Raw genomic sequence first — 25,873 nt, 5'->3', positions numbered from 1 at the left:
AATGGGATAACACACAATGTTATCCCATTCTTGTGACGAAACGATGACGGGTTTTCAGTCCTTGCGCTTTTCGCCCGCGATGAGCTGGATGATCACAGCCACCGCGATGTTCAGCACCAGCGCCAGCAGGCCGGTATAGGCGGTGTAGCTATCGCCGCCGAGCATGAAGGTGTGCACCGGCTTGATGCCGTCGCTGAATGCCAGCACGCTGCCCGCCACGATGCCGACCGCCCAGCCGCCGAGCAGCGCACGCGCGCCGAACCAGCCGAAGAACAGACCAAACACCACCGACGGGAAGGTTTGCAGTATCCACACGCCGCCCAGCAGCTGCAGGTCCAGCGCGAATTTGGTCGGCAGGAACAGGATGAACACCAGCGCGCCCACCTTCACCACCAGCGACACCAGCTTGGCCACCTTGGCCTCGCCCTCGGGCGTGACGGCGGGATCCACATACGGCTTCCAGAAATTGCGGGTGAACAGGTTGGCCGCGCCGATCGACATCACCGCCGCCGGCACCAGCGCGCCGATGGCGATGGCGGCGAAGGCGAAGCCGCTGAACCAGCTCGGGAACAGGGCGTTGAACAGCGCCGGCACCACGTCGTTGTTGCTGGCGACGGTGATATGGGCCGCGTAGGCCATGAAACCCAGCAGCGCGATCAGGCCAAGCAGGATGGTGTAGGCCGGCAGGAATACGGCGTTCTTGCGGATGGTGTCCGCGCTGTTGGCGGCAAAGATGCCGGTCAGCGTGTGCGGATACATGAACGCCGCCATCGCGGAACCCAACGCCAGCGTGGCGAACGGCAGGATCTGCGCCGGTTTCAGGGTCAGCCCGGTGGCGCCGCCCTTGGCCGCGAAGGCTTCGCCGGCGGCCGAGAATACATGGCCGTAGCCGCCCAGCTTGGCCGGCACCAGCACCACCGCCACCAGCACCACGATGTAGATCATCAGGTCCTTGACGAAGGCGATCAGCGCCGGTGCGCGCAGGCCGGCGGCGTAGGTGTACAAGGCGAGGATGACGAAAGCGGCGGCCAGCGGCAGTTCGCCGGTCAGTCCCAGCGCCTTGATCACCACTTCCATGCCCACCAGCTGCAGGGCGATGTAAGGCATGGTGGCCACCACGCCGGTGAGGGCGATGGCGAATTCCAGCGGGCGCGAACGATAGCGGCCGAACACCACGTCGGCCGCCGTGACGTGGCCGGCCTTCTGCGCGGCGTGCCACAGCCTGGGCATGATCAGGTAGACGATCGGATACACCAGAATCGTGTACGGCAGCGCGAAGAAGCCATACGCGCCCACCGCATACACCAGCGCCGGCACGGCGATCACGGTGTAGGCGGTATAAAAATCGCCACCGACCAGGAACCAGGTGATCCAGGCGCCGAAATTGCGGCCGCCCAGTCCCCATTCCTCAAGGTGGCTGCCTTGCTGCCTGGCGCTTTGCCAGCGCGAGGCGCCGAAGCCCAGCACCGTCACCAGCACGAAGAAAAAGATGAAGACGCCGAGCGCGGTCCAGTTGACTTGGTCCGGCATCACTCCGCTCCCTTCTTGCGGTCATTCTGGTAGACCAGCCAGATCACGAGGGCGGTCAGCGGCACCCAGGCGAATTGATACCAGTAGAAGAAGGGGAAGCTAAACAGCGAAGGCAGTTCCCGGTTGTAGAAAGGCAGCCAGAGCAGGCCGATGAACGGCAGGGCAAGCAGGTAACGCACGACGACTCCATGTTGATGTTGTCGCCGCATCGTATAAAAACGCGGGCTGGCGCGCATCCTCCGAAAGAGGTGGGGAATGTAGCGCGCCAGTTACATGCCGTTACGGCTGCGGATTCCACCCCGCACCGCCGCCATACGCGGCAAACACCTTGGCACGGTCGGCGAAGCCGGCCGCCACGTCGCTGGCGCTCAGCTGGAAGCCGCCGACGCGCGCGGCGAGGTTGATCGCGTCGCCCGCCAGCGTGGTGCTGCCGTATTCACGCCAACCGCTGGCGGCGCTGGCCACTGCGGGATTCGGCGCCGGCTGGCCGTTCACGCCCGCGCCGGCCCAGCCCACGGTGGCGATGTGCGCGTCCATCTTGGTGTTGATGAAGGCGATGTTGTCCCAGTAGGCCGCGTTGCCGGCGCTGCGGGCCAGGTAAGTGGCGCCGGCCGGCACGTCGCCGTGCAGCGGGCCCGGGCCGGGGCCGTGCGTCAGGCGGCTGTTGAGGAAGACATAGCCCTTGTCGGTGGCGTTGGCCGCGCGCGCCTGCAGGATGTAGCCGCCGCTCGACGCATTGCTGGTATCGCCCACCGAACGGATCTCGCACTCCTCGAACAGCGCGGCGCGGCTGCTGCCCCAGATGAAGTCCACGTTGCCGGATACCAGCGACTGCCAGAACCACGCGTAGCCTTTCAGGTTGAGCGTATCCTGCTCGCTCTGGAAGTTGGCGTTCCTGGCGATCAGGCGGCCGTTGTCGTTATTGAAGTAGAGCGTTTCCGCTTGCGCCGAGATGGCGCCCGAACGCAGCGTGGTGTTCTTCAAGGTCAGCGAGTCCAGCACCAGCATGTCCGACGCCTCCACCAGCATCACCGAACGGCCGCCGGCCGCCGCCGCGTCGGCGTTGGCCTGGCTGGCGCCGGAGCCGGTGTTGAGCGTGTCGTAGTTGGTGTACTGGATGATGGCGCCGTCCCGGCTTTCGCCTTTCAGCGTGACGTTGTCCTTGCCGCGCAGGTAGAGCAGCTCGTTGTAGACGCCATTGCGCACGTTGATGGTGACCGGATCGGCCGCGCCCAGCGTCTGCATGGCGAAATTGAGCGCGCCCTGTACGGTGCCGAAGTCGGCATCGGCGCCGTCGCCCACCGTGAGGCTGGCGCCGGGCGAGGGCGCGCCGGCGCGCGTGGTGAACGACCAGTCGCCCAGCGCGCCGATGCCGACGAACGGCACGCCGCCCAGCGTCGCGCCGGTGAACACGCCGTTGGAAATGGCCACGTAGTATTGGGTGCCGTAGGCCAGCTTGTTGGAATGCGGTTTGATGGTGACGGTGTTGCCGGTGATGGTGATCGGCGTGGTGTTCACCTTGCGCACGTTGGCCTGGCCGGTGTAGCCAAGGACGTCGGTCTCGCCGGACAGGCGGATCACGTCCACCAGCGCGTTATCGGCCTTGCGGAAGATGCGGATGCTGCCGCCGGAACCCAGCGTCGGCGGGCCGTCGAAGGTCAGCTTGAGCGAGGCGTCGACCTGCGTGCCATCGGAATGGGCCGCCGGCAGGGCCGCGCCGGCCAGCGCATAGGTTTGAGTCGGTTGCACGAACTGCGGCGCGATGGTGGCGGCGATGGTGCGTTTCAGCGTCGGGTCGGAATCGCTGGTGATGGTGATGGTGGCGCTGCCCGCGCCGACCGGGGTAACGTTCACAGTGCCGCCGTTGATGGCCACCGCCGCCACCGCCGGGTTGCTGGACGAAGCCGTGAAGCCATCCAGCGTGCCATCCGGCTTGACGGCGGTGACGCTGACCGCCAGCGGCGCGTCGCCCACCTCCGCCGCGTAGCTCAGCGTGGATGGATTCAACGTCAGTTGCGACGGTTTCAGCGAGGGATCGCCTATCCGTACGTCGTCGATCTGGAACGATTTGTTGGTGGTGTACAGGCCTATCACCCCGCGCTCCGCGAACGAGGCGTCGGTGACACTGCCCAGCGCCTCGCCGTCGAGATACACGGTGAGCGTGGTGCCGATCATTTCAAAGCGCACGGTGTAGAACTGGGCGTCCATCTGGATCGGCTTCTTCACCTGCTTGGGGCGGGTCAGCGTCCCGTTCAGCATCCTGGCGATTTCCACTTGAGTGCTGGTGGTGGCGCTTTGCACGTTCAGGCCCGCGCCATACCAGTTGGTTGAGTCCTTGTAGCGCGCCAGAAGATAGAGCAGCTTGTTGCTGGTGGTGCTGTTGGTCATGGGCTTGATGCGCGCCTCGACGAAGTAATCGCCGCCTGGCACGCCGTTCATGGCGCCTGGCTTGAGCGTGGCCAGTACGCCGCCTGTCGACGCGGCGGTGTACTGCATCACGATGTTGGCGGCGCCGATGCTTTCAGCCTTGACGCTGAAGCTGCCGTTAGGTCCGGACACCGGCAGCAGGTTCCAGTTGGCCATGCTGCTGTTCTGGAAATCGTCGCAGAAGTACAAGCCAGTGGGCGGGCAGGTGAGGGTGATGGTCACATCGGGCGTGACGTTGCCGCTGCCGCTGATGGCGGTGCTGATCTTGCCCACGCCCGCCTGCGCCACCAGATTCGGCTTTACCAGCGCCACAGGTCGCGCGCTGAACGCATAGGGCACGCTGTAAGCCACGCTGCTTGGTGTCGAGCAGCCAGCCAGCGCGGCGCCGTTGAGTACCGAACCCGCATCCTTGAAGGCGCCCGGCACGGTGCCGCCGATCGGCGTGACCACCTGGTCGCAGCGCGTGACGCCGGCGATCTCGAACACATTGTTGTTGGACAGGATCTGCGCCTGCTGGCCCACGCCCACCGAGTACTCGTAAGGGTAGGCCGGATGCGAGGTGCTGCCCACAAAGTAGTTGTTGAACAGGTGGACCTGGCCGTAACGCACGCGCGGCGCGCGGCTGACGATATCGCGGAAGATGTTGTTGCTGAAGGTGATGTGCAGCTTGCCGTTGTCCGCCGTCGCGGTGTCGCTGGAACCGATCAGGTTATTCTTGCGATGCTGGCCGAACACGTTGTACGACACCGTCACGTAATCGGAGGCGTTGGTGATGTCCAGCGCGCCGTCGTGGCATTGCTTGACCTGGCCGTTCTCGATCGGCAGCAGGTCGTCGGTGATGGCGCCGTCGGTGAAGGTGACGTGGTCCACCCATACGTGGTCCGAGCCGGAGACGCCGATGCCGTCGAAGGCCGCGTTCCAGTTGCCCAGCGCGCCGTCGTTCGGATCCCAGATCGGACCGACGTCGCACGGGTTCACGATCTTCAGGTTGCGGATGATGATTTGCGAGACGTTGGACACCACGATATGCCCGTTGATGATGCCCGCGTTGCCGTCCGCGCCGATCAGCGTGGTGTTGCTGGGCAGGCGTATCAGGCCGCGAATGGCCTGGTCGCCGGTGTTCGCGTACGGCACGCCCTCGGTCATGTCGATGGTGCCGCTTAACTTGATGATCTTGGGATTGAGGCCGCCGCGCTGTATCGCCGCCAGCAGTTGCGGGCGCGAGGTCACGGTGTAGATCTGCGAGCCGATGGCGGCCGAACCGCCCACGGTGCCGGCGCCAAAACCGTCCGCCGGCGCGGTTTGCAGCGCCGGGTCGATGGTCGCCGCCTGCAACGCCGTGGCCACGCCGAGCAGGCAAAGCGCCGCCCTGAAACGAGAGAGTTTCATCTGATGCTCCTTGAATTGTGAGGGGCGCCTAGCGGCGACGGCGTGCGCGCAGGGCCAGGCCAAGCAGGCCGGCCGCCAGCATGGAAACGGTGGCGGGTTCCGGCACTGGCGCCGCCTGCAGCGTGATCGCGGTCTGCAGCGGGCTGTAGTCGCCGTTCCACTCGACCGCGCTCAAGTCGATGCGGATGGTGTGGCCGTCGACCACGGTGAGCACCGGCGTGCCGCCGGTGACGCCCGCGTCCACCACGTTGAAGCCGGTGATGGCCGCGCCCAGCGTGGCGCCGAAGTCAAAGCTGGCGCTGTACGAGCCGGCCGGGATGGCGAGGTTGTTGTAGATGGTCAGATGGCCATCGGGCGCGAAGTCAAAGCCGAACAGGGCGTCGGCGGTGAAGAATTCCACGCTGGTGTCGAGTGGATCGAGGCCGCTGACGGGGCTGCCGGCATAGTCGTCGCCGATCCCGAGGATGGCGCCGGCGCTGTAGCTGGCGCTGATGACGGCGTGTTGCAGCGGATCGGCGGCCTGCGCGGCGCCGGTGGCGAGCAGCAGGCATGCCGCGGCGGCGGCTTTGCGTAGTGTGAGGTGCATTTTGTCTCCAGATAGTTTGAGTTCAACAACGCCGTTCTTGGCCGGCGCCGGTCGGCACACCTCGCGTATGCCGTGCCACCGAGAGGAGGGCCGGGGGATGGCCGAGCTCGCGGTTGGTCAAAAATCTGTGATGCGGTGGGATGCTACTGGTTGACCAATTCTACGGTGGTCTGACCAATTCCGCAACGCGGCGCATGTAAAACTATCAAAACAAAAAGACAATTGATTTTGGTAATCAAGAGAGTGTTGTATGGAAACTTTTTTTGGGGAAAAGCGCACTTTTTTGCGGGAGAAGCCGGCAGGAAATGAAAACTCTTGCCAAAACGCTGATAGAATGTAGTGGTGAGGAATCTTCTTGCAGGAGTCGATTATGATTATGATCAACAATATTGGTGGTGCCACCCTGTCCGCAGCCCTGGTTGCCGATAAGGCGCTCTCGCCTGTTAAACCAGCTGAAACGGAACAAGGCGCCAACGCGGACCTGAGCGCCTCGATGGCTGCCTACCTGTCGCTGCCCGGTTTCAACGCTACCAGTCCCCTGCAGACTGATACCAGCAACACCGCCGACAGCGGCGATCAGGCCAACGCGCTGGTCAAGGCCGTGTCGGAGGACGACACGCTGAAAAGCGCGCTGCAGCAGTTCGATGAGGGCTTGAAAAAGCTGGTCGAGCGCCCGGAAACCCAGATCTTCCAGGCCCGCTTCGGCAACGAGGCCGGTCAGAGCGCGGCCGCCGAGCCGGAGCCTGAGGTGCTGCTGTCGCCTGAGCCGCTGCCGGGCGTGGGCGAAGATGGCGTGCTGGGCGTGCCGCCGCCGGAATCCGAGCTGGGCGCCGACACCAACCATGACGGCAAGATCAGCGAGGAAGAGCGCATCCGCTACGAGGCGCCGCTGACCTACCGCAGCCTGGCCCACGATGACGCCGCCGACGCTGAAACCAACGGTCCCAACGCCTTCTCGCTGACCGAAGTCAACCGCGCCTACGGCGCCGTGGCGACGCCGGAACCGGCCTGATATCACCCTATCCCTGAAACGGGCTTTGCCAGAAATGGCAGAGCCCGTTTTTTTTATCTCTGCACGGCAATAAACCCACACTTGGGCGGGAAAAAATGCGAACATGTTAGCTAATGCATATTATTTAACCTTTAGTGGACGTTAATTTTTAAATTTAGTCACAAGGTGCGGGAGACTGTAGTGAGAAAACGGATCTTCACGGTGGCGTTGATCGCCGCAGGCTTGGGCGGGTGCGCGCTTGGGCCGGATTTCAAAACCCCGGCGGCGCCAGCCGCCGCCGGCGACAGTTACACGCCCACGCCGTTGCCCGGCCAGACCGCGTCGGCGCCCGGCGTTGGCGGCGCGGCGCAGCAGTTCGCGTTCGGGCAGGAGATTCCGGCGCAATGGTGGACGCTGTTCCGCTCGCCGGCGCTGGACCAGCTGATACGCAATGCGCTGGCGCAGAATCCGAATATGGCGGCGGCCGAGGCCACGCTGCGCCAGGCGCAGGAAAACTATAACGCCCAGGCGGGCAATCTGGTCTATCCATCGGTGAGCGCCCAGTTGGGCGCCACGCGCCAGAAGACCAGCAGCGCCACGGCGGGCAGCGCGGCCGGCGTGTTCAATCTGTATAACGCCTCGGTCAACGTCTCCTACACGCCGGACGTTTTCGGCGCCACCCGGCGCACGCTGGAAGGCGCGCAGGCGGCGGTGGACTACCAGCGCTTCCAGGTCGAGGCCACTTATCTGGCGTTGAGCGCCAACGTGGTGACCACGGCGATCCAGGAAGCCTCGCTGCGCGCGCAGCTGCAGGCCACCCGCGAGGTGCTGGATGCGCTGAACCGCCAGCTGGGCGTGATCGAGAAGCAGTTTGAGTATGGCGCCGTTCCGCGCGGCACGGTGCTCAGTCAGCGCAACCAGGTGGCGCAGGTCGCCGCCACGGTGGCGCCGCTGGAGAAGGCGCTGGCGTCGGCGCGCCACCAGTTGTCGGTGTTGGCCGGCAAGCTGCCGGGCGAGGCGGGCATGCCGGAGTTCGCGCTGGAGTCGCTCACCCTGCCGCAGCAGTTGCCGGTGTCGCTGCCGTCGGCGCTGGTGCGCCAGCGGCCGGACATCCGCGCCAGCGAGGAATTGCTGCACCAGGCCAGCGCCGCCATCGGCGTGGCGACGGCGGCGCAGTATCCGCAGTTCTCGCTCAGTGGCAGCTATGGATCCTCCAGCCAGAGTTTCGGCAAGCTGTTTGATTCCAACACCAACGCCTGGAGTCTGGCCGCCGCCATCACCCAGCCGATCTTCAACGGTGGCGCGCTGAGCGCCCAGCGGCGCGCGGCGGAGGCGGCGTATGACGCGGCGGCGGCGCAGTACCGCGCCACCGTGCTTGCCGCCTTCCAGAACGTGGCCGACGCCCTGCGCGCGCTCGATGCCGACGCGGCGGCGCTCAAGTCGCAGGCGGAAGCCGAGGCGCTGGCCAGGGAAACGCTGACGCTGGCCGAGCAGCAGTACAAGCTGGGTGGCATCAGCTATCTGTCCTTGCTCGACGCGCAGCGCAGCTACCAGCAAACCCATATCAGCCTGGTGCAGGCGCAGGCGGCGCGCTATGCCGACACGGCGGCGCTGTTCCAGGCGCTGGGTGGCGGCTGGTGGAATCGTACAAATCAATAATCAATACTGCAGGAGATAACTTCATGACCAAGCGTATGCTCATCATGGTAGGCGCCGTTCTTTTACTGGTCGCGGTGCTGGCCTTCGGGAAGTACATGCAGATTAAAAAACTGATCGCCAGTTCGCCCAAGCCGGGCGCGCAAGTGGTCACCGCCGTCAAGGCGCAGACGGCCGAATGGCAGCCGCAGCTCAGCTCCGTGGGCACGCTGGCGCCGGTGCGCGGCGTCGACGTCACCACCGAGATCGCGGGCCTGGTGCGCGCGGTGCGCTTCAAGTCGGGCGACGAGGTGAAGGCGGGGCAGGTGCTGTTTGAACTGAACGCCGATTCCGACATCGCGCAACTGCGCGCCCTGCAGGCGTCCGCCGACCTGTCGGCCACCACCCTCAAGCGCGACAAGCTGCAACTGGCGGCGCAAGCCATCTCGCAGGCGCAGGTCGACGCCGACGAGGCGGACCTGAAGAGCAAGCAGGCGCTGGTCGCCCAGCAAAAGGCGCTGGTCGACAAGAAGACCATCCGCGCGCCGTTCGCCGGCAAGCTGGGGATCACCGCCATCAATCCGGGCCAGTACCTGAACCCGGGCGACAAGCTGGTGACGCTGCAAACCATCGATACCGTGTACGTCGATTTCTTCGTGCCGCAAAAGCAGCTGGCCAGCCTGTCCATCGGCCAGAAACTGAACCTGAGCAGCGACGCCTATCCGGGCGTGGCCTTCCCGGCCAAGGTCACCTCCATCAGCCCGAAGGTGGATTCGGCCACCCGCAACGTGCAGGTGCAGGCCACCGTGCCGAACGCCAAGCGCCAGCTGTTGCCGGGCATGTTCGCCAACGTGGCGCTGGACCAGGGCGAGCAGAAAAAATACCTGACCCTGCCGCAGACCGCCATCACCTACAACCCGTATGGCTCGACCGTGTTCGTGCTGGCGCCGCCGCCGGCCAACGCCAAGGACACGCTCAAGGATGACAAGGGCCAGCCTTACCTGGTGGCGCAGCAGGTGTTCATCACCACCGGCCCGACCCGCGGCGACCAGGTGGCCATCCTCACCGGCTTGAAGGAAGGCCAGACCGTGGTCACCAGCGGCCAGCTGAAACTGAAGAACGGCACGCCGGCCACCATCGACAACAAGGTGCAGCCGGCCAACAGCCCGAATCCGACGCCGCAGGAACACTGAGGATAGCGCGCCATGAACTTTACCGACATCTTCATCAAACGGCCGGTGCTGGCCAGCGTGATCAGTTTACTGATCGTGGTGCTGGGTTTGCGCTCGCTGTTCAGCCTTCCGATCAACCAGTATCCGAAGACGCAGAACGCGGTGGTCACCATCTCCACCACCTACTACGGCGCGGATGCGGCCACGGTGGCGGGTTTCATCACCCAGCCGCTGGAATCGGCCATCGCGCAGGCGCAGGGCATCGACTACCTGTCCTCGTCGTCCAACAGCGGCGTGTCCACCATCACCGCCACGCTGCGCCTGAACTACGATTCCAACCGCGCGCTGACCGAGATCACCACCCAGGTCAACTCGGTCAAGAACCAGCTGCCGCAACAGGCGCAACAACCGGTGCTGACGGTGCAGACCGGCCAGACCACGGACGCCATGTACATGGGCTTCTACAGCGACACGCTGCCGACCAATAACGTGACCGACTTCCTGGCGCGCGTGGTCAAGCCCAAGCTGGATTCGATCCAGGGTGTGCAGACCGCCGAGCTGCTGGGCGCGCGCCAGTTCGCGCTGCGCGCATGGCTGGACGCAGGCAAGATGGCGGCGCACGGCGTCACCGCGGCGGAGGTCAGCCAGGCGCTGGCCGCCAACAACTACCTGGCCGGCCTGGGTTCGACCAAGGGCCAGATGGTGACCGTGCCGCTGACCGCCGGCACCGACCTGCACACGGTGGATGAGTTCAAACAGCTGGCCGTCAAGCAGGCCGGTGGCGCCATCGTGCGGCTGGAGGATATCGCCACCGTCACGCTGGGATCGGAAAACTACGACTTCAACGTGGCGTTCAGCGGCGTGCGTTCGGTGTTCATCGGTATCAAGGTGGCGCCGGAGGCCAACATCCTGGACGTGGCCAAGCGCGTGCGCGAAGCCTTCCCGGCCATCCGCGACCAGCTGCCGTCGGGCCTGACCGGTGAAATCGTCTACGACTCCACGGAGTTCATCAACACCTCGATCGAGGAAGTGGTGAAAACGCTGGTGGAGGCGCTGATCATCGTGACGGTGGTGATCTATCTGTTCCTGGGCAGCTTCCGCGCGGTGATCGTGCCGGTGGTGGCCATGCCGCTGTCGCTGATCGGCACCTTCTTCGTGATGCTGATGCTGGGCTACTCGATCAACCTGCTGACGCTGTTGGCGATCGTGCTGGCCATCGGCCTGGTGGTGGACGACGCCATCATCGTGGTGGAGAACGTGGACCGCCACATGAAGGCCGGCATGACGCCGTTCGACGCCGCCATCATCGCCGCGCGTGAGCTGGGCAGCCCTATCCTGGCGATGACCGTGGTGCTGATCGCGGTGTACGTGCCGATCGGCTTCCAGGGCGGCCTGACCGGCGCGCTGTTCACCGAGTTCGCCTTCACGCTGGCTGGCGCGGTGGCGGTGTCCGGCATTGTGGCGCTGACGCTGTCGCCCATGATGTGCGGGCACTTCTTCGACCATTCGCAGGATGAGGGCAAGTTCGTCAAGGCCATCGACCGCGTGTTCGAGAAGGTCCACAACGGCTATCTGCGCGTGCTGCATAGTTTGCTGAACACCTGGCCGGTGCTGATCGTGTTTGGCGTGATCGTGTTTGTGCTGCTGATTTTGCAGTTCAAAATGTCGCAGTCCGAGCTGGCCCCGGAAGAGGACCAGGGCATCGTGCTGTCGCAGGTGGTGGGCGCGCCTACCGCCACCTCGGACCAGATGCAGGCCTACGCCAAGCAGATTTTCGAGGTCGCCAAGTCGTTGCCGGAATATGAGCAGATGTTCCAGATCACCGGCGTGCCGACCACCAATGCCGGCATCGGCGGTGTGCTGTTCAAATCGTGGGACAAGCGCACCCGCTCGGCGCACGAGATCCAGCAGGAGCTGCAGGCCAAGTGGAACGGCATCGCCGGCGGCCGCGTGGCGGCGTTCCAGTTCCCGGCGTTGCCGGGCAGCTCGGGCCTGCCGGTGCAGTTCGTGATCACCACCACCGAACCGTTCGAGAACCTGAACACGGTGGCGCACGCGGTGCTGGAAAAAGCGCAGAAAGACAACAAGTTCTACTTCGTCGACGTCGACCTGAAGATCGACACGCCGCAGGCGCGCGTGGACGTGGACCGCGACAAGCTGGCCACGCTGGGCCTGACGCAGCAGGACTTCGGCAACGCCATGGCGGCGGCGCTGGGCGGCGGCTACGTCAACTACTTCTCGATCTCGGGCCGTTCGTACAAGGTGATCCCGCAGGTGCAGCAGGTGGACCGCCTCAACCCGAGCGACGTGCTGGACTTCTACATCAAGACGCCGAGCGGCGACATGATCCCGGCCAGCACGGTTGCGAGCATCAAGTACAGCGTGCAGCCGGAATCGATCACCCGCTTCCAGCAGCTGAACTCCGCCACCATCTCCGGCGTGACCGGGGCCTCGCAGGGCGAGATCCAGCAGTACCTGCGCGACGCGCTGAAGGAAGTGGCGCCATCGGGCTACACGGCGGACTTCTCGGGCGAATCGCGCCAGTACGCGGCGGAGTCGGGCGGCTTCCTGGTGACCATGCTGTTCGCGATCATCATCGTGTTCCTGGCGCTGGCGGCGCAGTTTGAAAGCTTCCGCGACCCGGTGGTGATCCTGTTCTCGGTGCCGATGGCGCTGTTCGGCGCGATGACGTTTATTTTCCTCGGCTTCGCGTCGATCAACATCTACACGCAGGTGGGGCTGGTGACGCTGATGGGCCTCATCTCCAAGCACGGCATCCTGATCGTGGAGGTGGCCAATCACCTGCGCGAGGCCGGCAAGTCCAAGCGCGAGGCGATCGAGGAGGCGGCCGCCACCCGTCTGCGTCCTATCCTGATGACCACCGCCGCCATGGTGTTCGGCGTGGTGCCGCTGGTGATCGCCTCGGGCGCCGGCGCGGCCGGCCGTCACGCCATGGGCCTGGTGATCTTCACCGGCCTGTCGATCGGCACCTTGTTCACGCTGTTCGTGGTGCCCGCCATGTATATGTTCCTGGCGGGTGAACACAAGGCGGAAGCCAAGCCGGCCGACGCCGCGCCCGGCGCACCGGATGCGCCTTCGCCGCAAGGTGCCCACTGAGCGCCGTCATGAAAGGGACCGACAAAGCCAACGCCGGCCGCTGGCGCTGGCTGTCGGGAGGGCGCCAGCGCCGCCAGGAGGAAATCATCCTGATGCTGCTGTGCGCCCTCAGTGTGCCGAGCATCCTCCCGTTTGGCATTTATCGCCTGTTGCAGGGCGCCTGGCTGTCGGCGGCGGTGGACCTGGCGATGGTGATCGGCATGTCGGTGGTGATCGTGCACGTATGGCGCACCGGCCGCTACCAGGTCGCCGGGCTGGTGGTGACCATTTTCTATTCCTCGGGGATGCTGGCGACGGTGTACATGCGTGGCGTCTCGCTGGTGTACTGGGTGTACCCGACCATGATCGCCGCGTATTTCGTGTTGCGGCCGGCGGTGGCGCTGGCGATCAACAGCTTCGGGCTGGTGGTGCTGGTCTGCATACTGGTGTCGCGGCTGGAAGTGGTCAACCTGATGACCATCGTGGTGACCATCGGGCTGGTGAACCTGTTCGCCTACATTTTCTCGCACCGCACCGGCTTGCAGAACAAGGCGCTGCACACGGCGGCGGAACTGGATTTCCTGACCGGCGTCGGCAACCGCCGCGCCATGGAGCGCCGGCTGGCGGAACACGCGCAGGAGCGTCGGCCGCATCTCGAATCGAGCCTGCTGTTGCTGGACCTGGATCACTTCAAGCAGGTCAACGACCAGTACGGCCACGCGGCGGGCGACAAGGTGCTGATACGGCTGGCGGAACTGATGCGGCGCCATACCCGTTCCTCCGATTACATTTTCCGCTACGGCGGCGAGGAGTTTGCGATCATGGCCTGCGGCGCCGGCCTGAGCGCGGCCGAGCGGCTGGCGGAAGGATTGCGCGCGGCGGTGGCCTCGTCCACGCTGCTGGAAGGGCACCCGATCACGATCTCCATCGGCGTGGCCTACATGGACAAGGACCATGCGCCGGCCGACTGGCTGGCGCAGGCCGACAAGATGCTGTACGCGGCCAAGCAGGGCGGCCGCAATGCGGTGCGGGTGGCGGAGGAGGTGGCGACATGAAGCGCGGGCTTGCCGCCTGGCTGGCCGCGCAAGCGGTGAGCGCCTCCGCCCAGCAAGCGCCGCCATCGCTCGACCTTTCGGCGCCGCCGCCGTCCGCGCCCGGCATCACGGAGGAAGTGATCCGCAAGGCGGTGCGCGAAACCATCGCTGAAGATCCACGCCCGGAGCCGGCCGCCAATCAACAGGCCGGCGTGCTGCGCGCGGAAACCGCGACCCTGCAGTCGCGCATGACCAGCGCCTTCAATGACGCCAAGGTGCCGGATTGCCTGCATGAGGATGCGCTCAAACTGCAACCGGCCCGGATAGGACCGGTCGGCGTGGTCGGTCCGCTGTCGCTTCCATGGATTGTCGCCGCCATGGTGCGCGGCAAATGCAACTAGAACGGACGCACGCCGATCAACGGCGCGTGCAGCCAGCCGGCGAACACCACGGCGGCGACGATGCCGGCCGTGATGGTGAGCGCGGTGGCGCCGCCGCTGCCGGCCGGGTAGACCGTGCCCGCCGCGCGGTCGCGCCGGCGCGAGGCGCTGAATAGCAGCACCGACCATACCAGGAATGCGCCGAACAGCACAATGTCATGCAGTGTGCCATTGGCGATCAGGTGGGCCAGCGCCCAGGTCTTCACGCCCAGCGTCATCGGGTGATGCAGTTTGGCCTTGATGCCGTTGCGTGGCACGTAGGCGGCGGTGAGGAAAACGAAGGCGATCACCGCCAGCAGCGCGGCGATATGGCGGGTGAAGGGCGGCGGCGTCCAGATCACCACCGGCGCCTCGCGCGCCACACTGTAGCCCCACACGATCAGCACGAAGCCGATGATCGAGATCACCGAGTACAGGCCTTTCCATGTATTCTCCCCGATGCGCGCGCGTGTGGCGTTGCGCCAGTCCTCCGCGACGATGCGGACCGAATGCAGTCCGAGAAAAATAATCAGGCCCAGTATCAGTATTGTCATCGCACTTTCCTCAGTGGGTTGGGGCTATCGCAGCCGGCCCGCCAAGTGTACCGCATCGCTGGCGCCGGCAAGGCGCAGGGCGCGCCAGCCCTGCGTGTCGGTGCTGGCTTCGGGCGCCACCTGCACCGATAGCGCGGTGCAGGGCAGGGGCACGGGCTTGACGAAGCGGACGTCGATTTCGTCGAAAGGCACGCCTTGTCGCGTCAGCACCTCGTAGCTGCGCACGAAGCTGCCGAAGCCGTGCAACACCATGCCGCGAAATACCGAGCGCCGCGCCACCGGGCCGCACCAGTGGATGGGATTGAAGTCCCCGGTCAGCAGCGCGAAGCGCAGGCCGTCGTCGGCTTCGGCATGCCACAATCCGGCCGTGATCCAGTCCGGCTCCGGCGCGCGTTCCGGAGATGTTTTGGGCGCGCGCGGACCGGGCAGCAGAAAGCTCATATGCAGATTCGCCTCCACCAGCGTGGGTGCTTGCGCGGTGCCGGTGATCACCGTCACCACCACCTTGATGCGTCCCGGCGTCTCTTCGATCCGCTCGACGGATGCACGCAGGTGCAGCGGCACATCGCGCGGCAGCGGGCCATGCGCGCGCAGGCCGACCCCCTGGTTGATCACGCCGGTCAGCCTGTATGGCATGCGCAGCAGCAGCTCGCCCACCAGCGGCAAGCTCCATTGCGACACCATGTGCGGGGGCAGGAGGCCATCGTAACTGTGCGCGGCGCCGGCCCAGGCGATGTAGTGCTCCACCAGCTCCCGCCGCGGCGCCGCGATTACCCGCGTGACGGGCGCGATGTTCCGAGCGAGCCGCTGCGCCGCCGTCTCCGCGCCATCCGTCCGCGACGGCCCGGGGGAAGGCAGCAGCGCGTGGAACAAAGTATGGCCGAAGACGCGCGCGCCGGTCATCAGCATCGGCATCTGGTGGCGCAGCAGGCCGTAAGGCAGGGCGCTCATTGCGGGACCGCCTTGATCACCGCCGCCAGCAGCGCCTGCGGCTGATACAGCAGCTTGTGCGGCGTCAGCCCAAGCCGGACCACCACTAGCTGCCGCGACGGCACGATGGCGATGCTTTGGCCATCGTGGCCCTCCATCCAATAGGTATCGGCCGGCAGCTGGAAGCGGGTATCGGGATTCTGGCCCTCCGGTGTATCGCCGCCCGGGCCCCAGCGCCACACCTGGCCCATGCCGTACTGGCCTCCGGAGGCGGGCACCGGTTGCTGCATGCCGGCGACGTAACCGGCGGGCAGGATGCGCTTGCCCTGCCATACGCCGTCCTGCAGCAGGAACTGGCCGAAGCGCGCCCAGTCCAGCGTGTTGGCGTACATATAGCTGGAGCCGACCAGATTGCCGCGCGCGTCGGCTTCCAGCACCGCGCTGTTCATGCCCAGCGGCGCGAACAGGCGGTTATGCGGCAGCGCCAGCGCGTCGTTGCCGGCCGCGCGCTGCCAGATGCGCGACAGCAGCACCGTGGTGCCGCTCGAATAATTCCATTTGCCGCCGGGCGGATGTTCCAGCGGCTGCGCCGCCGTGAAGGCCGCCATGTCCGGTTCGAGGTAGAGCATGCGTGTCACGTCGGAGACGTCGCCGTAGCTCTCGTTGTAACGCAAGCCGCTGGTCATCGACAGCAGCTGCGCCAGCGTGATCTGGGCGCGCGGGTCCGCCTTGTCCGGCCAAAAGCCGCTCTGTTCCAGCGACAGCTTGCCGTCCGCGATTTGCATGCCGATCAGCGCCGCCGTCACCGTCTTGGTCATCGACCATCCGAGCAGCGGCGTCGCGGCGTTGAAGCCCGTGCCGTAGCGCTGCGCGATCAGCCGGCCGCGATGAATGACGGCGATGCCGCGCACGCCAGGACCGGCCAGCGCGTCCTGCTCCAGCAAGGCCTGCACGGCGGCGTTGGTCTCGGCCTGCGAGCCGGTGGGCCAGGGAACGTTGGGCGAGGGCGCCCAGATTTTGATCGGATTGAATTGATGTTGCGCGGCCTGCGCCACGTCGCCGTCCGGCACCGTCGCGCAACCTGTGCCGGGACGGTACACCGCCATGCCGTCGCCGACAAAGCCGAAGAACTGTGCGCGCACCGTTTTGCGCTGCCGGTCGACCGTGATCTTCAGGTGCTTGAGGGCGGGGTGGCCCGGCGCCAGCACATCGTCGGCCAGCACGGTCTGCGCGTCGCGCCCGGCGATAAACACATTGGAGCACACGATCTTGGCGCCGTAGTTGGCGCCAACCCTTGCCAAGTCCGGCGGACGGATCGCCAGCGTCGCCGTGCCGCCTGCCGCAACCACCAGTACTGCCGCAACAGTCAGTACGATTTTTGATGCCATTACATACTAGCCCTGAATTCCACGCCGATCGCGCGCGGCGGTGTGAGATAAGCATACGGCGCGCCGTATTGTTCCGTTTGACCTCCCAGCGAGTGGATGTAGCGCTGGTCGAACACATTATTGACGATCAGCGCCACACCGTAGCGCGCGCCTGGACTATCCCAGCCGACGCGCAAATCGTACTTGCTGGTGGCGGTACCGGTTTTCAGCTTGGCGGTGCGCAGGCAGCTCAGGTCCGCCGTGTCGCTGTTGCAGCGCGTGGCGCTGGCATGCGTGCCCTGGAAGTTGACGCTGGCGCGGCCACTGGCGGTTTCCCAGTTCATGTTAATCCCCGCCATGGCGCTCAGGCGCGGCGTGCCGACCGGCTGGCCGCCCAGGTCCAGCGTGACGTTGCCGCTGGCGTCCAGACGCTGGTAGCGGGTGTAGGTCTGGTCGATATATTCAAAGCCGCCGAACAGCGTCACGCGCGGCGACACGCGGATGCGGCCGTCGACGTCCAGGCCATGCGCCTTCTGGTCGCTGGAGATCACGTTGTAGGTCGGGATGCTGCCCACGCTGTACAGCTGTATGTCCTGTAGGTTCTTGAACTTGTAGGCGAACAGCGCGGCGTTGACGGTGGCGCGGATGTCCGGCAAGGCCAGCTTGACGCCGGCCTCGAAGTTGGTCATCTTCTCCGGTTCAAAGCTGGGATCCTGCCCGGTGCGGGTGGGCGAGGCCGGATTGGGCGGGGTGAAGATGTTAAAGCCGCCGGCCTGGTAGCCGCGCGACAGGGACGTGAACAGCAGGGTGTCCTTGTTGAGCTTATGGTCCAGCACCAGGCGCGGGCTCCAGTCGGTCCAGTCCTTCTCGCGCGTGACCGGCGACGACGCCAGCTGCGCGGCGGTGGCGAAGATCACGTTGGACGGGAAGGACGACGCGTCCAGCCCGGCCAGCGGACCAAACTTGTTGAGGAAGTCGTCCAGCTGTGGCGACACGCGCCCGGGCACATGCCAGGTCATGCGCTTCTTGTCCTTTGTATAGCGCAGGCCGACCGTGGCGTTGGTTTGCGGCGTCAGGTGCCAGATGGTGTCGCCGTAGATCGAGGCGGACCTGGTGCGCACGTCGCTGTAGTGGGTCTCGTTCCACGAGAATACCGAGTCGGCGCTGATGCCGGGCAGGCCGGCCGCCGCCAGCCCGCCGAACAGCATGGCGAAATTCGGATCGCCGCCGCCGAACTGGCTCAGGGTGTCCAGCGTGCCGGTGGTGACGTAGGCGCCGGCGTCCTGGTGCTCGTTGTTGTGATAAAAACTCAGGCCCGCGATCCAGTCCAGCTTATCGGTCCTGCCGGACAGCTTGAATTCCTGCTGGAAGCTGCGCGCGCGCTTGGCATCCTGCGTGGTCAGATAGAGATCGGGGCGGGCGCCGCCATCGTTGTCGGTCAGGTTGTGGGTGGTGAAACGGCGGTAGGCGGTGGTGGAGTTGAAGCTCATGCCGGCCAGCGGCGCCTCCAGGCGCAGCGTGGCGCCGTCGAACAAGCGTCCTTCGCTGCCTTGCTGGTCGTTGGCCAGCGGCGCGTCCAGCGGGTTGACGAAGTTGGCGGTGTAGGCCGCGTCGTACACGCCGCGATAGCCGGCCAGCGGCAGCGCCGGGTCCTTGATCACGCCAAAGGCGGGGCGGCCATACTGCTCCATATTCTCGTGCTCCCACGAGAACACCAGCCTGGCGGCGTCGAAGTCCTTGCGCAGCGAAACGCGGGTGGCCCAGTCCTTGTCGCCGCCGGACTTCTTGCCGGTGGCGGTGTTGTCGACCCAGCCCTCGCTGCCGGCGCGCACCACCACGATGCGGGTGGCGAAGGTGTCTGTGATGGGGAAGTTCAGCATCACGTCCGCGTTGGCGCGGCCGAAGCGCCCCAGCTTGACGTGGGCGGCCGCATCGACCTCCTTGCCCGGTTCATTGGTGCTGATGGCGATCGCGCCGGCCGCGCTGTTACGGCCGAACAGCGTGCCTTGCGGGCCTTTCACCACCTCGATGCGCTGCACGTCGACAAAGTTCATCAGCGCGCCGCCGGTCTTGCCGGTGTAGACGCCGTCCACATAAATGCCGACCGGCGAGTCGGTGGCGACGCCGAAATCGCCCGCCTGCACGCCGCGTATGCCGAATTGCGGCTGGGTGGGCTCGACGGCATCCACGCTCAGGCCGGGGATGTAGCCGTTCAGGTCCGCCAGGTCCTTGGCGCCGATGGCCTCGATGTCCTTGCCGGTGACGACCTGCATGGTCATCGGCACGTCCTGCGCCAGCTGCTTGCGCGACTGCGCGGTCACCACCACCGACTGCACTTCGTCCGCGGCCCATGCCGGCGCGACGAAAAAGGCCGCGGCCAGGCTGGCGGCGATAACGGTGAGATGTGTTTTCATATCGTCCTCCATTGATGCCGCGATCGTTGGGTCGGATCGATTATGCCTACAACAATGCAAAATACTCAAGAATTACCGGCCCCTGTGACGTGTAACGCACACAGGTGGGCCGGCAGGCAGCCTGTTAATTAAGCTGGTTGAAGAGAAAGCCTCCTCATTGCCGTGTCATGCCGTGCAGCGCCGACAGCACGTCATCCGGCAGCGCCAGCGCGCGTGCGGCCAGGTTTTCCTTGAGGTGGTCGACCGAGCTGGTTCCGGGAATCAGCAGCATGTTCGGCGCACGGCGCAGCAGCCAGGCCAGCGCCACCTGGTTGGGCGAGGCTTGCAAGCGCGCCGCCACGTCCGACAAGGTGGCGGACTGTAATGGCGAGAAGCCGCCCAGGGGGAAGAATGGAACGTAGGCGATGCCGTCGCGCGCCAGTTCGTCGATCAGCGCGTCGTCGGCGCGGTGCACCAGGTTGTACTGGTTTTGCACGCAGGCGATGGCGCAGATGCGGCGCCCTTCGGCCACCTGGGCGCGGGTGACGTTACTCAGGCCGATGTGGCGCACCAGGCCTTTGCGCTGCAGTTCGGCCAAGACGGTCAGCGGCTGCTCGATTGAACCTTCCGCCGGCTGCATGGGGTCGATCATCACGCGCAGATTGACCACATCCAGCACGTCCAGTGCCAGGTTGCGCAGATTGTCGTGCACCGCTTGTTCAAGTTCGGCCGGCGAGGCGGCGGGCAGCCAGGAGGCGTCGGCGCCGCGCCGCGCGCCGACCTTGGTCGCGATCACCAGGTCGTCGCGGTAGGGATGCAAGGCTTCGCGGATCAATTGGTTGGTGACGTGCGGGCCATAGAAATCGCTGGTGTCGATGTGATTCACGGCCGATTCAACCGCGGTACGGAGCACGGCGAGCGCTTCGGCTTTGTCGGCCGGCGGGCCAAACACGCGCGGCCCGGACAGGCGCATGGCGCCGTAGCCCATGCGGTTGACAGTCAGGTCGCCGAGGCGGTAGGTGGTGGATGGATGAGACATGATGGATCTCCTTTTCATTGAGGAGGCCAGTGTAGACATGAACCGGCCGTGCGATAAGCCGGTATAATCCGCACACCCTGTACGAAAAACCGCACAATGAAAGTCGATCTTGCCGACCTCCACGCCTTTATCGCTGTCGCCCGTGCCCAAGGCTTCCGGGACGGCGCGCGCGCGACCGGCGCCAGCGCGTCCGGCCTGAGCGAGGCCGTGCGGCGGCTGGAGGCGCAACTGGGCGTGCGCCTGCTGAACCGCACCACCCGCAGCGTGGTTCCCACGGAAGCGGGCAGCCGCCTGCTCGCGCGCCTGGGCCCGGCGTTGACCGAGGTGGAGGCGGCGCTCGGCGAAGTGGACGATTTGCGTGGCCGCCCGGCCGGCAAGTTGAAGTTGAATGTGCCGGTCAGCGCCACCAGGCTGGTATTGCCGGCCATCGTGCCGTCCTTCCTGGCCGCGTATCCCGAAATACAGCTGGAGATCGTCGCGGAAGAGAGCCTGGTCGACGTGCTGGCCGCGGGATGCGACGCCGGCATACGCTACGACGAGCGCCTCGAGCAGGACATGATCGCGGTACCCATCGGACCGCGTGTGCAGCGCTTTGCCGCCGCCGCGTCACCGGCCTATCTCGACAAGCGCGGGCGCCCCGCGCATCCGGGCGAGTTGCTGCGCCACGATTGCCTGCGCATGCGTTTTGGCGGCCGTCCGGTGCAGCCGTGGGAATTCGAGCGCGGCGACGAGACGCTGAAGGTTGAAGTCGACGGTCCCTTGCTGGTCGAGCGTTCCGGCGGAGCGGATCTGATCGTGGACGCGGCCAGGGCGGGATGCGGCATTGTCTACCTGTTTGAGGACTGGCTGCGCCCCCATCTTGAAAGCGGCGCGCTGGAGGCGGTGCTGGCGCCGTGGTGGCCCGCCTTCTCCGGGCCATTCCTGTATTACCCGGGGCGCCGCCTGGTGCCGCCTCCCTTGCGCGCTTTCATCGATCACATCAGGAACGGCTAGTAGCTGATGCCGCAGGCGTCATCGTCGCACTGCGCCTGCGCTTGTGGCGCCGCCGCGCTTTCCGCCACCAGCTGGCCAATCAGGGCGCCGACCCGCATGTCCTCGGCGCGGCCGAAGTGGCTGAGCCGCAGCCGTCCCTGGCGGTCGATGACGATCAGCGTCGGCGTGCCGCGCAGCTGATACGCCTCCATGGTCAGGGGAATCGGACCGTGGGCCGACGGCTGGTCTATCGCCACCGGGAAGCCGATGCGGTACTCGTGCACAAAGGCCTCAAGCGCCTCGCGGTTCATCACCGCGTGGTGCTCGAACACGGAGTGCAGCCCGAGCACCGCCACGTCCTTCTCATCGAACGCGGCGCGGATGGTCCTGGCCTGCGGGATGCCGTGCGAAACGCAGCCGGGACACAGCATCTGGAAGGCGTAGATCACCACGACCTTGCCGCGCAACTGCCGCAGCGAGAGCGGCGTGGCGCTGTTCAGCCATGCCGCGGCCTGTAGTTCGGGGGCGATAGGGAACATGGCGGCTCCTTATTTGGCGCGCAGTTTGACCGACGGGAAGTCGACCGGCACCTTGAACGCCACGTTGACGTAGTTGGTGAACAGGTTGAGCGCCACGTGGGCCAGGATCTCGACGATTTCCTCGTCGTTGAAGCCGGCGTCGCGCAGGGCCGCGACTTCCTCGTCGGCGATCTGGGCGCGGTTGTTCACCACGGCGACGGCGAAGCGCAGGGCGGCCGCGGTCTTCGGATCGGCAGACTGGCCGGCCTGGGCTGCGCTCATTTCCTCGGCGGTGGCGCCGGCCTTGCGGCCCAACACGGTGTGCGCCGCCAGGCAGTATTCGCAATCGTTACGGTCGGCGATGGCGACGGCGATCTGCTCGCCAAGCTTGGCGTTGATGACGCCACCACCCAGCGCGCCGAACGAACCCCACATGCTTTTCAGCGCGGCGGTGGAATTGGCCACGGCCTTGAACATGTTCGGCGTGGCGCCGAAAGCGCCCTGGATCTGCGCCAGCAGTTGTTGACGTTCGCCGGTGGTGTCGGCAGGGATAACGAGGTTGATACGCGACATGATAGGACTCCTAATTAAATTGGTCAAAAAAAAAATGTTAAGCGAAGACTTTCCAGTTACGCGCCTTGGCTGCCGGATCGGCCGGTTCATGTTCAAGGCAGTCCGTGCGCAACAGCGGAACGGACAGCGGCGCATCCACCAAACCACAATGGTGCGGGGCGTGCTTGCCGGGATGGCGGTTCGGTTCAAAGAACCGGCACGACAAACAGGCTCGCATTTCGGGGAAGCGATCCGTCTTTTGCAACTGCGCGATCAGTTTGAACAAGCCGGTGAGAAGTTCCGCCTGCTGTGACGCAGGCAGGGCATCCGCCGCTTGTTCCGCAAAATGCAAAGCGCCGCCGATACGGGCCGCCATGGCCGCGCCTTCCGGGGTGAGGAAGAGCGCGGTGGCGCGGCCATCATCTTCGGCGCGCGCCTTGTACAGCAAACCCTTGGACACCAGAGCCGATACCGAATCGCTTGCGCTGGCCGCGCTGATCGACAACTGCGACGCCAGCCAGGACAAGCGCACCCCTTGCTTGCGGCCTTGAAGCAACTGCAGCATCTCGGCTTGCGTGGGGTTGAGGTTTTCGGCCGTGGCGAACTCCCACATACCGGAGCGCATCACACTGGCGATGCGTCCGATGGAGGCGACGATACGGGCCGAAACATCCGGCGTATCCTGCCACGGCTTTTTAGATTTGGTGTCCATGCTTCGCATTATACACAGCAAATCCAAATTAGCAAGGACTCCTAATAATATTTAAAAACTGGTCGAAAGCCCCGCGTACAGGGAGCGGCGCTCGCCGTACTGAGGCGCGCCCACGCCCACGCCCGAGCCGTCGCGCAGCAGATAGGATTTGTCGAAGGCGTTGATCAGGGCCAGGCGGCCTTCCACCGTGCCCACCGGCGTGGCTTTCCAGGTATGCGTCAGCGCCAGGTTGACGGTGGTGTAGTGGGGCAGGTGGCCGGAGTTCGGCGCGCCGTCGTCCGGCGTCATGCGCAGGCCGCTGCCGTACAGGAAGTCGCCGCTGATCTGCGAATCGCCCCAGTGGTAGTGCGCGCCGCCGGACAGCGTCACGGTCTGGTCGTGGTCGACGTGGATGTAGTGGTTGGCGATGTACGCCAGCTCATCGGGACCGAACAGCGACTGGCCGGAAGTGATGTTGGTGCCTTCGGCCTTTTGCGTGGTCAGGTTCAGGAAGGCGCCCCAGTTCTTCTGGCTGTACACGCCGGACAGCTCCAGCCCCTTGGCATAGCCTCGGTCATAGTTGAACGGCGACAGGATCAGGGCCTGGCCGAACTGGCCTTCGTCCAGCATGTTGCGGATCTTCTTGTAGTAGGCGTCGGCGGTCAAGGTCAGCGCATCGTTCAGCTGGTGGCTGATGCCAACGTCGAAGTAGTGCGTGCGCTCGGACTTGACGTTGTCCGACACCGGCACCTCCGGCGCATTCGAGGTGCCGGCGTATTTGTCGATGCTCGACTGCGCGGCCAGTTCCTGCGGCGGCGGCGTGAAGTAGCGCGAATAGCCCGCGTGCAGCGCCGTGCCCTTGGCCAGCTGGTAAGCCACGTTGACGCGTGGGCTCCACTGCTGTTCGTTGACAAAGGCGTCCACCTTATCGAAGCGCACGCCGTAGTTGATGGTCAGCGGGGCGCCGATATGCCATTCATCCTGCAGATACACGCTGGACAGCTTGCCGGTCTTGCTGCTGTTGTCGACGATGGTGCGCGGATCGGTGCTGGCCTGGCTGCCGTCGTCATTCAGGTCGAATACGCCCACGCTGTTGTTGCTGTGGGTGGTCTGGCGGGTGTAGGCCAGGCCGGTGCGCAGGGTGTGGGCGCTATTCAGCTTGTAGCTGGCGTCGAACTGCAGGCCGCTGGCCGAGTTGGAGCGCAACGTGTCGGAAGCCACGCCGTTGTAGGCCAGGTCGCCCACCGGGTCCGGCGTGTAGTGCAGTTCCGAGTACTGATGAAAGGCCGATACCTGGTAATTCAGGTCGCCCAGGCTTTTTTGCAGCGACAGCACCAGGAAGCGATTCAGCTCGCGCTGGCGCTCGTCCAGCTGGGCGGAATCGGGAGGGGTGACACCGGTGATGGCGTAGGACGGCTGCTGGTCCGGATTGTTTGGAATCTGGAAGCGGCCGTTGTAGGTGCCGAACATCAGGCCAAGACGGGTGTTGTCGTCGACGAAGTAGGACAGGCTGCCGAAGGACTTGGCCTGCTTGGTACGGTCGTGCAGCGCGCCGGTGGTGGGCAGCGGGTTCTCGATGCCCAGGTTGTTCGACTCGTAGCTGCCGGACAGGTAGTAGTTGAACGCGCCCTGCGAGCCGAAGAATTCCGCGCTCGGCTCCACATGGTCATGGCTGCCGATCAGGATGCCGATGCGGCCGCCGCTGCCCGGCTGGCCTTCCTTGGTCTGGATATCGACAATGCCGGCCGTGCGCAGGCCGAATTGCGCCGGCAGCGCGCCGGTAATGAAGTCGGTCGATGCCACGAAGCGCGTGTCGATCGACTGGCCGAAGCCGCTGATCGATTCCGGCAGCTGCACGCCATTCACCCGGTACTGCACGTTGGCGTGGTCGTCGCGAACGTGGATGGAACCCGACGCCTTGGAATCCTGGCTCACGCCCGGGAGGCGCAGCAGCACCTCGTTGAAGGGCGTGTTGTCGCCCTGGCCCAGCTGGTCGATCATGTGCTTGTCGATGCTGTAGACGGTGGTGCCGACGTTGGGCGACAGATCGATGCGCGCGCTTTTCAGGTGGGCGGTGACGTCCACTTGCGGGATCGCCGCATCGTCGTCCGCATGGACGTGCTGGGCGTAGAAGACGGCTGCGATCAGCAGGGGCAGGGTGCGGAGTTGTGGCTTGCGTTGCATGTTAAATCCTTGAATGTGTTCAGACGTGCGCAGGCGGCACCCACAAAGGGCGCAAGCGTGCGATGAGATTCAGATGGAAGAAACGGCAACGCCGGGCGGCGCGTGGGAAGGCGGAGTGAGATAGCTGGTTTGCGCGGCATGCGCCACGGTGGGCGGCGCCAGTACCGGCAGGCTGGCTTGCGGCGCCAGCGGGGTAACGGAAACGGTGGCCGGCGGCACGCCCCCAGCCGGCAGGTGCACCACCGAGCAGGCGGCGCAATCCGGTTCGTGTTCGGTATAGGCGTGGGTATGGGAACTTGCGCCCAGCAGTTGCAGCGCCAGGAACAGCAGCACGAAGAACATCATGACGCGCTGGTAGCGCGTCTGACGTTGAGATGTGCTCATGTTGATGGTC

At 65.3% G+C, this 25,873-nt stretch carries 21 protein-coding genes; 7 read left to right on the top strand and 14 right to left on the bottom strand.

The genetic code is table 11. The features are described from left to right. Positions 1 to 54 precede the first annotated feature (54 nt). The 4 genes from mctP to FHW83_RS00445 all read right to left on the bottom strand — a co-directional run bounded on the left by mctP (position 55) and on the right by FHW83_RS00445 (position 5,932). The gene (gene mctP, locus FHW83_RS00460) at positions 55 to 1,530 is read right to left on the bottom strand and encodes a monocarboxylate uptake permease MctP (protein WP_176644416.1); all 1,476 of its coding nucleotides are present in this window, start codon (positions 1,528 to 1,530) and stop codon (positions 55 to 57) included. Then, entirely contained in the window at positions 1,530 to 1,709 is a 180-nt protein-coding gene (locus FHW83_RS00455) for a DUF3311 domain-containing protein (protein ID WP_176644415.1), read from the bottom strand. Before FHW83_RS00455 ends, mctP begins: the two co-directional genes overlap by 1 nt. Positions 1,710 to 1,809: 100 nt before the next feature. After that, entirely contained in the window at positions 1,810 to 5,346 is a 3,537-nt protein-coding gene (locus tag FHW83_RS00450) for a pectinesterase family protein (RefSeq protein WP_176644414.1), read from the bottom strand. Positions 5,347 to 5,374: 28 nt separating this feature from the next. Then, on the bottom strand, positions 5,375 to 5,932 hold the full coding sequence (locus tag FHW83_RS00445; RefSeq protein WP_176644413.1) for a PEP-CTERM sorting domain-containing protein: 558 nt from the start codon (positions 5,930 to 5,932) through the stop codon (positions 5,375 to 5,377). Positions 5,933 to 6,302: 370 nt separating this feature from the next. On the opposite strand from FHW83_RS00445, the gene FHW83_RS00440 reads away from it, so the two are divergent. From FHW83_RS00440 to FHW83_RS00415, 6 genes are all read left to right on the top strand, one after another. Further along, a complete protein-coding gene (locus FHW83_RS00440) occupies positions 6,303 to 6,944 on the top strand; it encodes a hypothetical protein (RefSeq protein ID WP_176644412.1) in 642 nt (213 codons plus the stop codon). 180 nt (positions 6,945 to 7,124) lie between these two features. Further along, positions 7,125 to 8,582 (top strand): efflux transporter outer membrane subunit, encoded by a 1,458-nt coding sequence (locus FHW83_RS00435; protein ID WP_373997150.1) that lies wholly within the window; start codon positions 7,125 to 7,127, stop codon positions 8,580 to 8,582. A gap of 23 nt (positions 8,583 to 8,605) precedes the next feature. Continuing rightward, on the top strand, positions 8,606 to 9,751 hold the full coding sequence (locus tag FHW83_RS00430; RefSeq protein ID WP_176644411.1) for an efflux RND transporter periplasmic adaptor subunit: 1,146 nt from the start codon (positions 8,606 to 8,608) through the stop codon (positions 9,749 to 9,751). Between the two features lie 12 nt (positions 9,752 to 9,763). Beyond that, positions 9,764 to 12,847: an efflux RND transporter permease subunit gene (locus FHW83_RS00425; RefSeq protein WP_176644410.1), complete on the top strand. Its 3,084-nt coding sequence runs from the start codon at positions 9,764 to 9,766 to the stop codon at positions 12,845 to 12,847. Positions 12,848 to 12,855: 8 nt separating this feature from the next. Then, positions 12,856 to 13,881, top strand: a complete 1,026-nt coding sequence (locus FHW83_RS00420; protein WP_176644409.1) for a diguanylate cyclase — start codon at positions 12,856 to 12,858, stop codon at positions 13,879 to 13,881. Continuing rightward, positions 13,878 to 14,261 (top strand): hypothetical protein, encoded by a 384-nt coding sequence (locus FHW83_RS00415; RefSeq protein ID WP_176644408.1) that lies wholly within the window; start codon positions 13,878 to 13,880, stop codon positions 14,259 to 14,261. The genes FHW83_RS00420 and FHW83_RS00415 overlap by 4 nt, the downstream gene beginning before the upstream one ends. Here FHW83_RS00415 and FHW83_RS00410 read toward each other — a convergent pair. The 5 genes from FHW83_RS00410 to FHW83_RS00390 all read right to left on the bottom strand — a co-directional run bounded on the left by FHW83_RS00410 (position 14,258) and on the right by FHW83_RS00390 (position 20,562). Beyond that, a complete protein-coding gene (locus tag FHW83_RS00410) occupies positions 14,258 to 14,833 on the bottom strand; it encodes an NnrU family protein (protein WP_176644407.1) in 576 nt (191 codons plus the stop codon). The two genes, FHW83_RS00415 and FHW83_RS00410, sit on opposite strands and share 4 nt — an antisense overlap. Before the next feature lie 24 nt (positions 14,834 to 14,857). Then, positions 14,858 to 15,784: a MaoC/PaaZ C-terminal domain-containing protein gene (locus tag FHW83_RS00405; RefSeq protein ID WP_176644406.1), complete on the bottom strand. Its 927-nt coding sequence runs from the start codon at positions 15,782 to 15,784 to the stop codon at positions 14,858 to 14,860. Continuing rightward, positions 15,781 to 17,151: a serine hydrolase gene (locus FHW83_RS00400; RefSeq protein WP_176644405.1), complete on the bottom strand. Its 1,371-nt coding sequence runs from the start codon at positions 17,149 to 17,151 to the stop codon at positions 15,781 to 15,783. The genes FHW83_RS00405 and FHW83_RS00400 overlap by 4 nt, the downstream gene beginning before the upstream one ends. Beyond that, positions 17,151 to 19,544, bottom strand: coding sequence for a TonB-dependent receptor (locus tag FHW83_RS00395; RefSeq protein WP_229223957.1), 2,394 nt, complete (start codon positions 19,542 to 19,544; stop codon positions 17,151 to 17,153). The genes FHW83_RS00400 and FHW83_RS00395 overlap by 1 nt, the downstream gene beginning before the upstream one ends. 154 nt (positions 19,545 to 19,698) lie before the next feature. Beyond that, the gene (locus FHW83_RS00390; protein ID WP_176644403.1) at positions 19,699 to 20,562 is read right to left on the bottom strand and encodes an aldo/keto reductase family oxidoreductase; all 864 of its coding nucleotides are present in this window, start codon (positions 20,560 to 20,562) and stop codon (positions 19,699 to 19,701) included. A gap of 96 nt (positions 20,563 to 20,658) precedes the next feature. Here FHW83_RS00390 and FHW83_RS00385 point away from each other — a divergent pair, with 96 nt between their 5' ends. Continuing rightward, positions 20,659 to 21,555 (top strand): LysR family transcriptional regulator, encoded by an 897-nt coding sequence (locus tag FHW83_RS00385; protein WP_176644402.1) that lies wholly within the window; start codon positions 20,659 to 20,661, stop codon positions 21,553 to 21,555. On the opposite strand, the gene FHW83_RS00380 is transcribed toward FHW83_RS00385, so the two are convergent. The 5 genes from FHW83_RS00380 to FHW83_RS00360 form a co-directional block, all read right to left on the bottom strand. Next, positions 21,552 to 22,073: a redoxin domain-containing protein gene (locus FHW83_RS00380; RefSeq protein WP_176644401.1), complete on the bottom strand. Its 522-nt coding sequence runs from the start codon at positions 22,071 to 22,073 to the stop codon at positions 21,552 to 21,554. The two genes, FHW83_RS00385 and FHW83_RS00380, sit on opposite strands and share 4 nt — an antisense overlap. 9 nt (positions 22,074 to 22,082) lie before the next feature. Continuing rightward, positions 22,083 to 22,625 carry a carboxymuconolactone decarboxylase family protein gene (locus FHW83_RS00375; protein WP_176644400.1) on the bottom strand — a complete coding sequence of 181 codons (543 nt, stop codon included), beginning with the start codon at positions 22,623 to 22,625 and terminating at the stop codon, positions 22,083 to 22,085. 37 nt (positions 22,626 to 22,662) lie between these two features. Further along, positions 22,663 to 23,316, bottom strand: coding sequence for a MarR family winged helix-turn-helix transcriptional regulator (locus FHW83_RS00370; protein WP_176644399.1), 654 nt, complete (start codon positions 23,314 to 23,316; stop codon positions 22,663 to 22,665). A 51-nt stretch (positions 23,317 to 23,367) separates the two neighbouring features. After that, positions 23,368 to 25,479 (bottom strand): TonB-dependent receptor, encoded by a 2,112-nt coding sequence (locus FHW83_RS00365; RefSeq protein ID WP_176644398.1) that lies wholly within the window; start codon positions 25,477 to 25,479, stop codon positions 23,368 to 23,370. 69 nt (positions 25,480 to 25,548) lie between these two features. Further along, on the bottom strand, positions 25,549 to 25,863 hold the full coding sequence (locus FHW83_RS00360; RefSeq protein WP_229223956.1) for a hypothetical protein: 315 nt from the start codon (positions 25,861 to 25,863) through the stop codon (positions 25,549 to 25,551). Positions 25,864 to 25,873 lie beyond the last annotated feature (10 nt).

The organism is Duganella sp. SG902 (assembly GCF_013376005.1).
Taxonomy (GTDB): domain Bacteria; phylum Pseudomonadota; class Gammaproteobacteria; order Burkholderiales; family Burkholderiaceae_D; genus Rugamonas.
The sequence above is the reverse complement of the archived record's forward strand: the minus strand, read 5'-3'. Positions and strand labels throughout refer to the sequence as shown.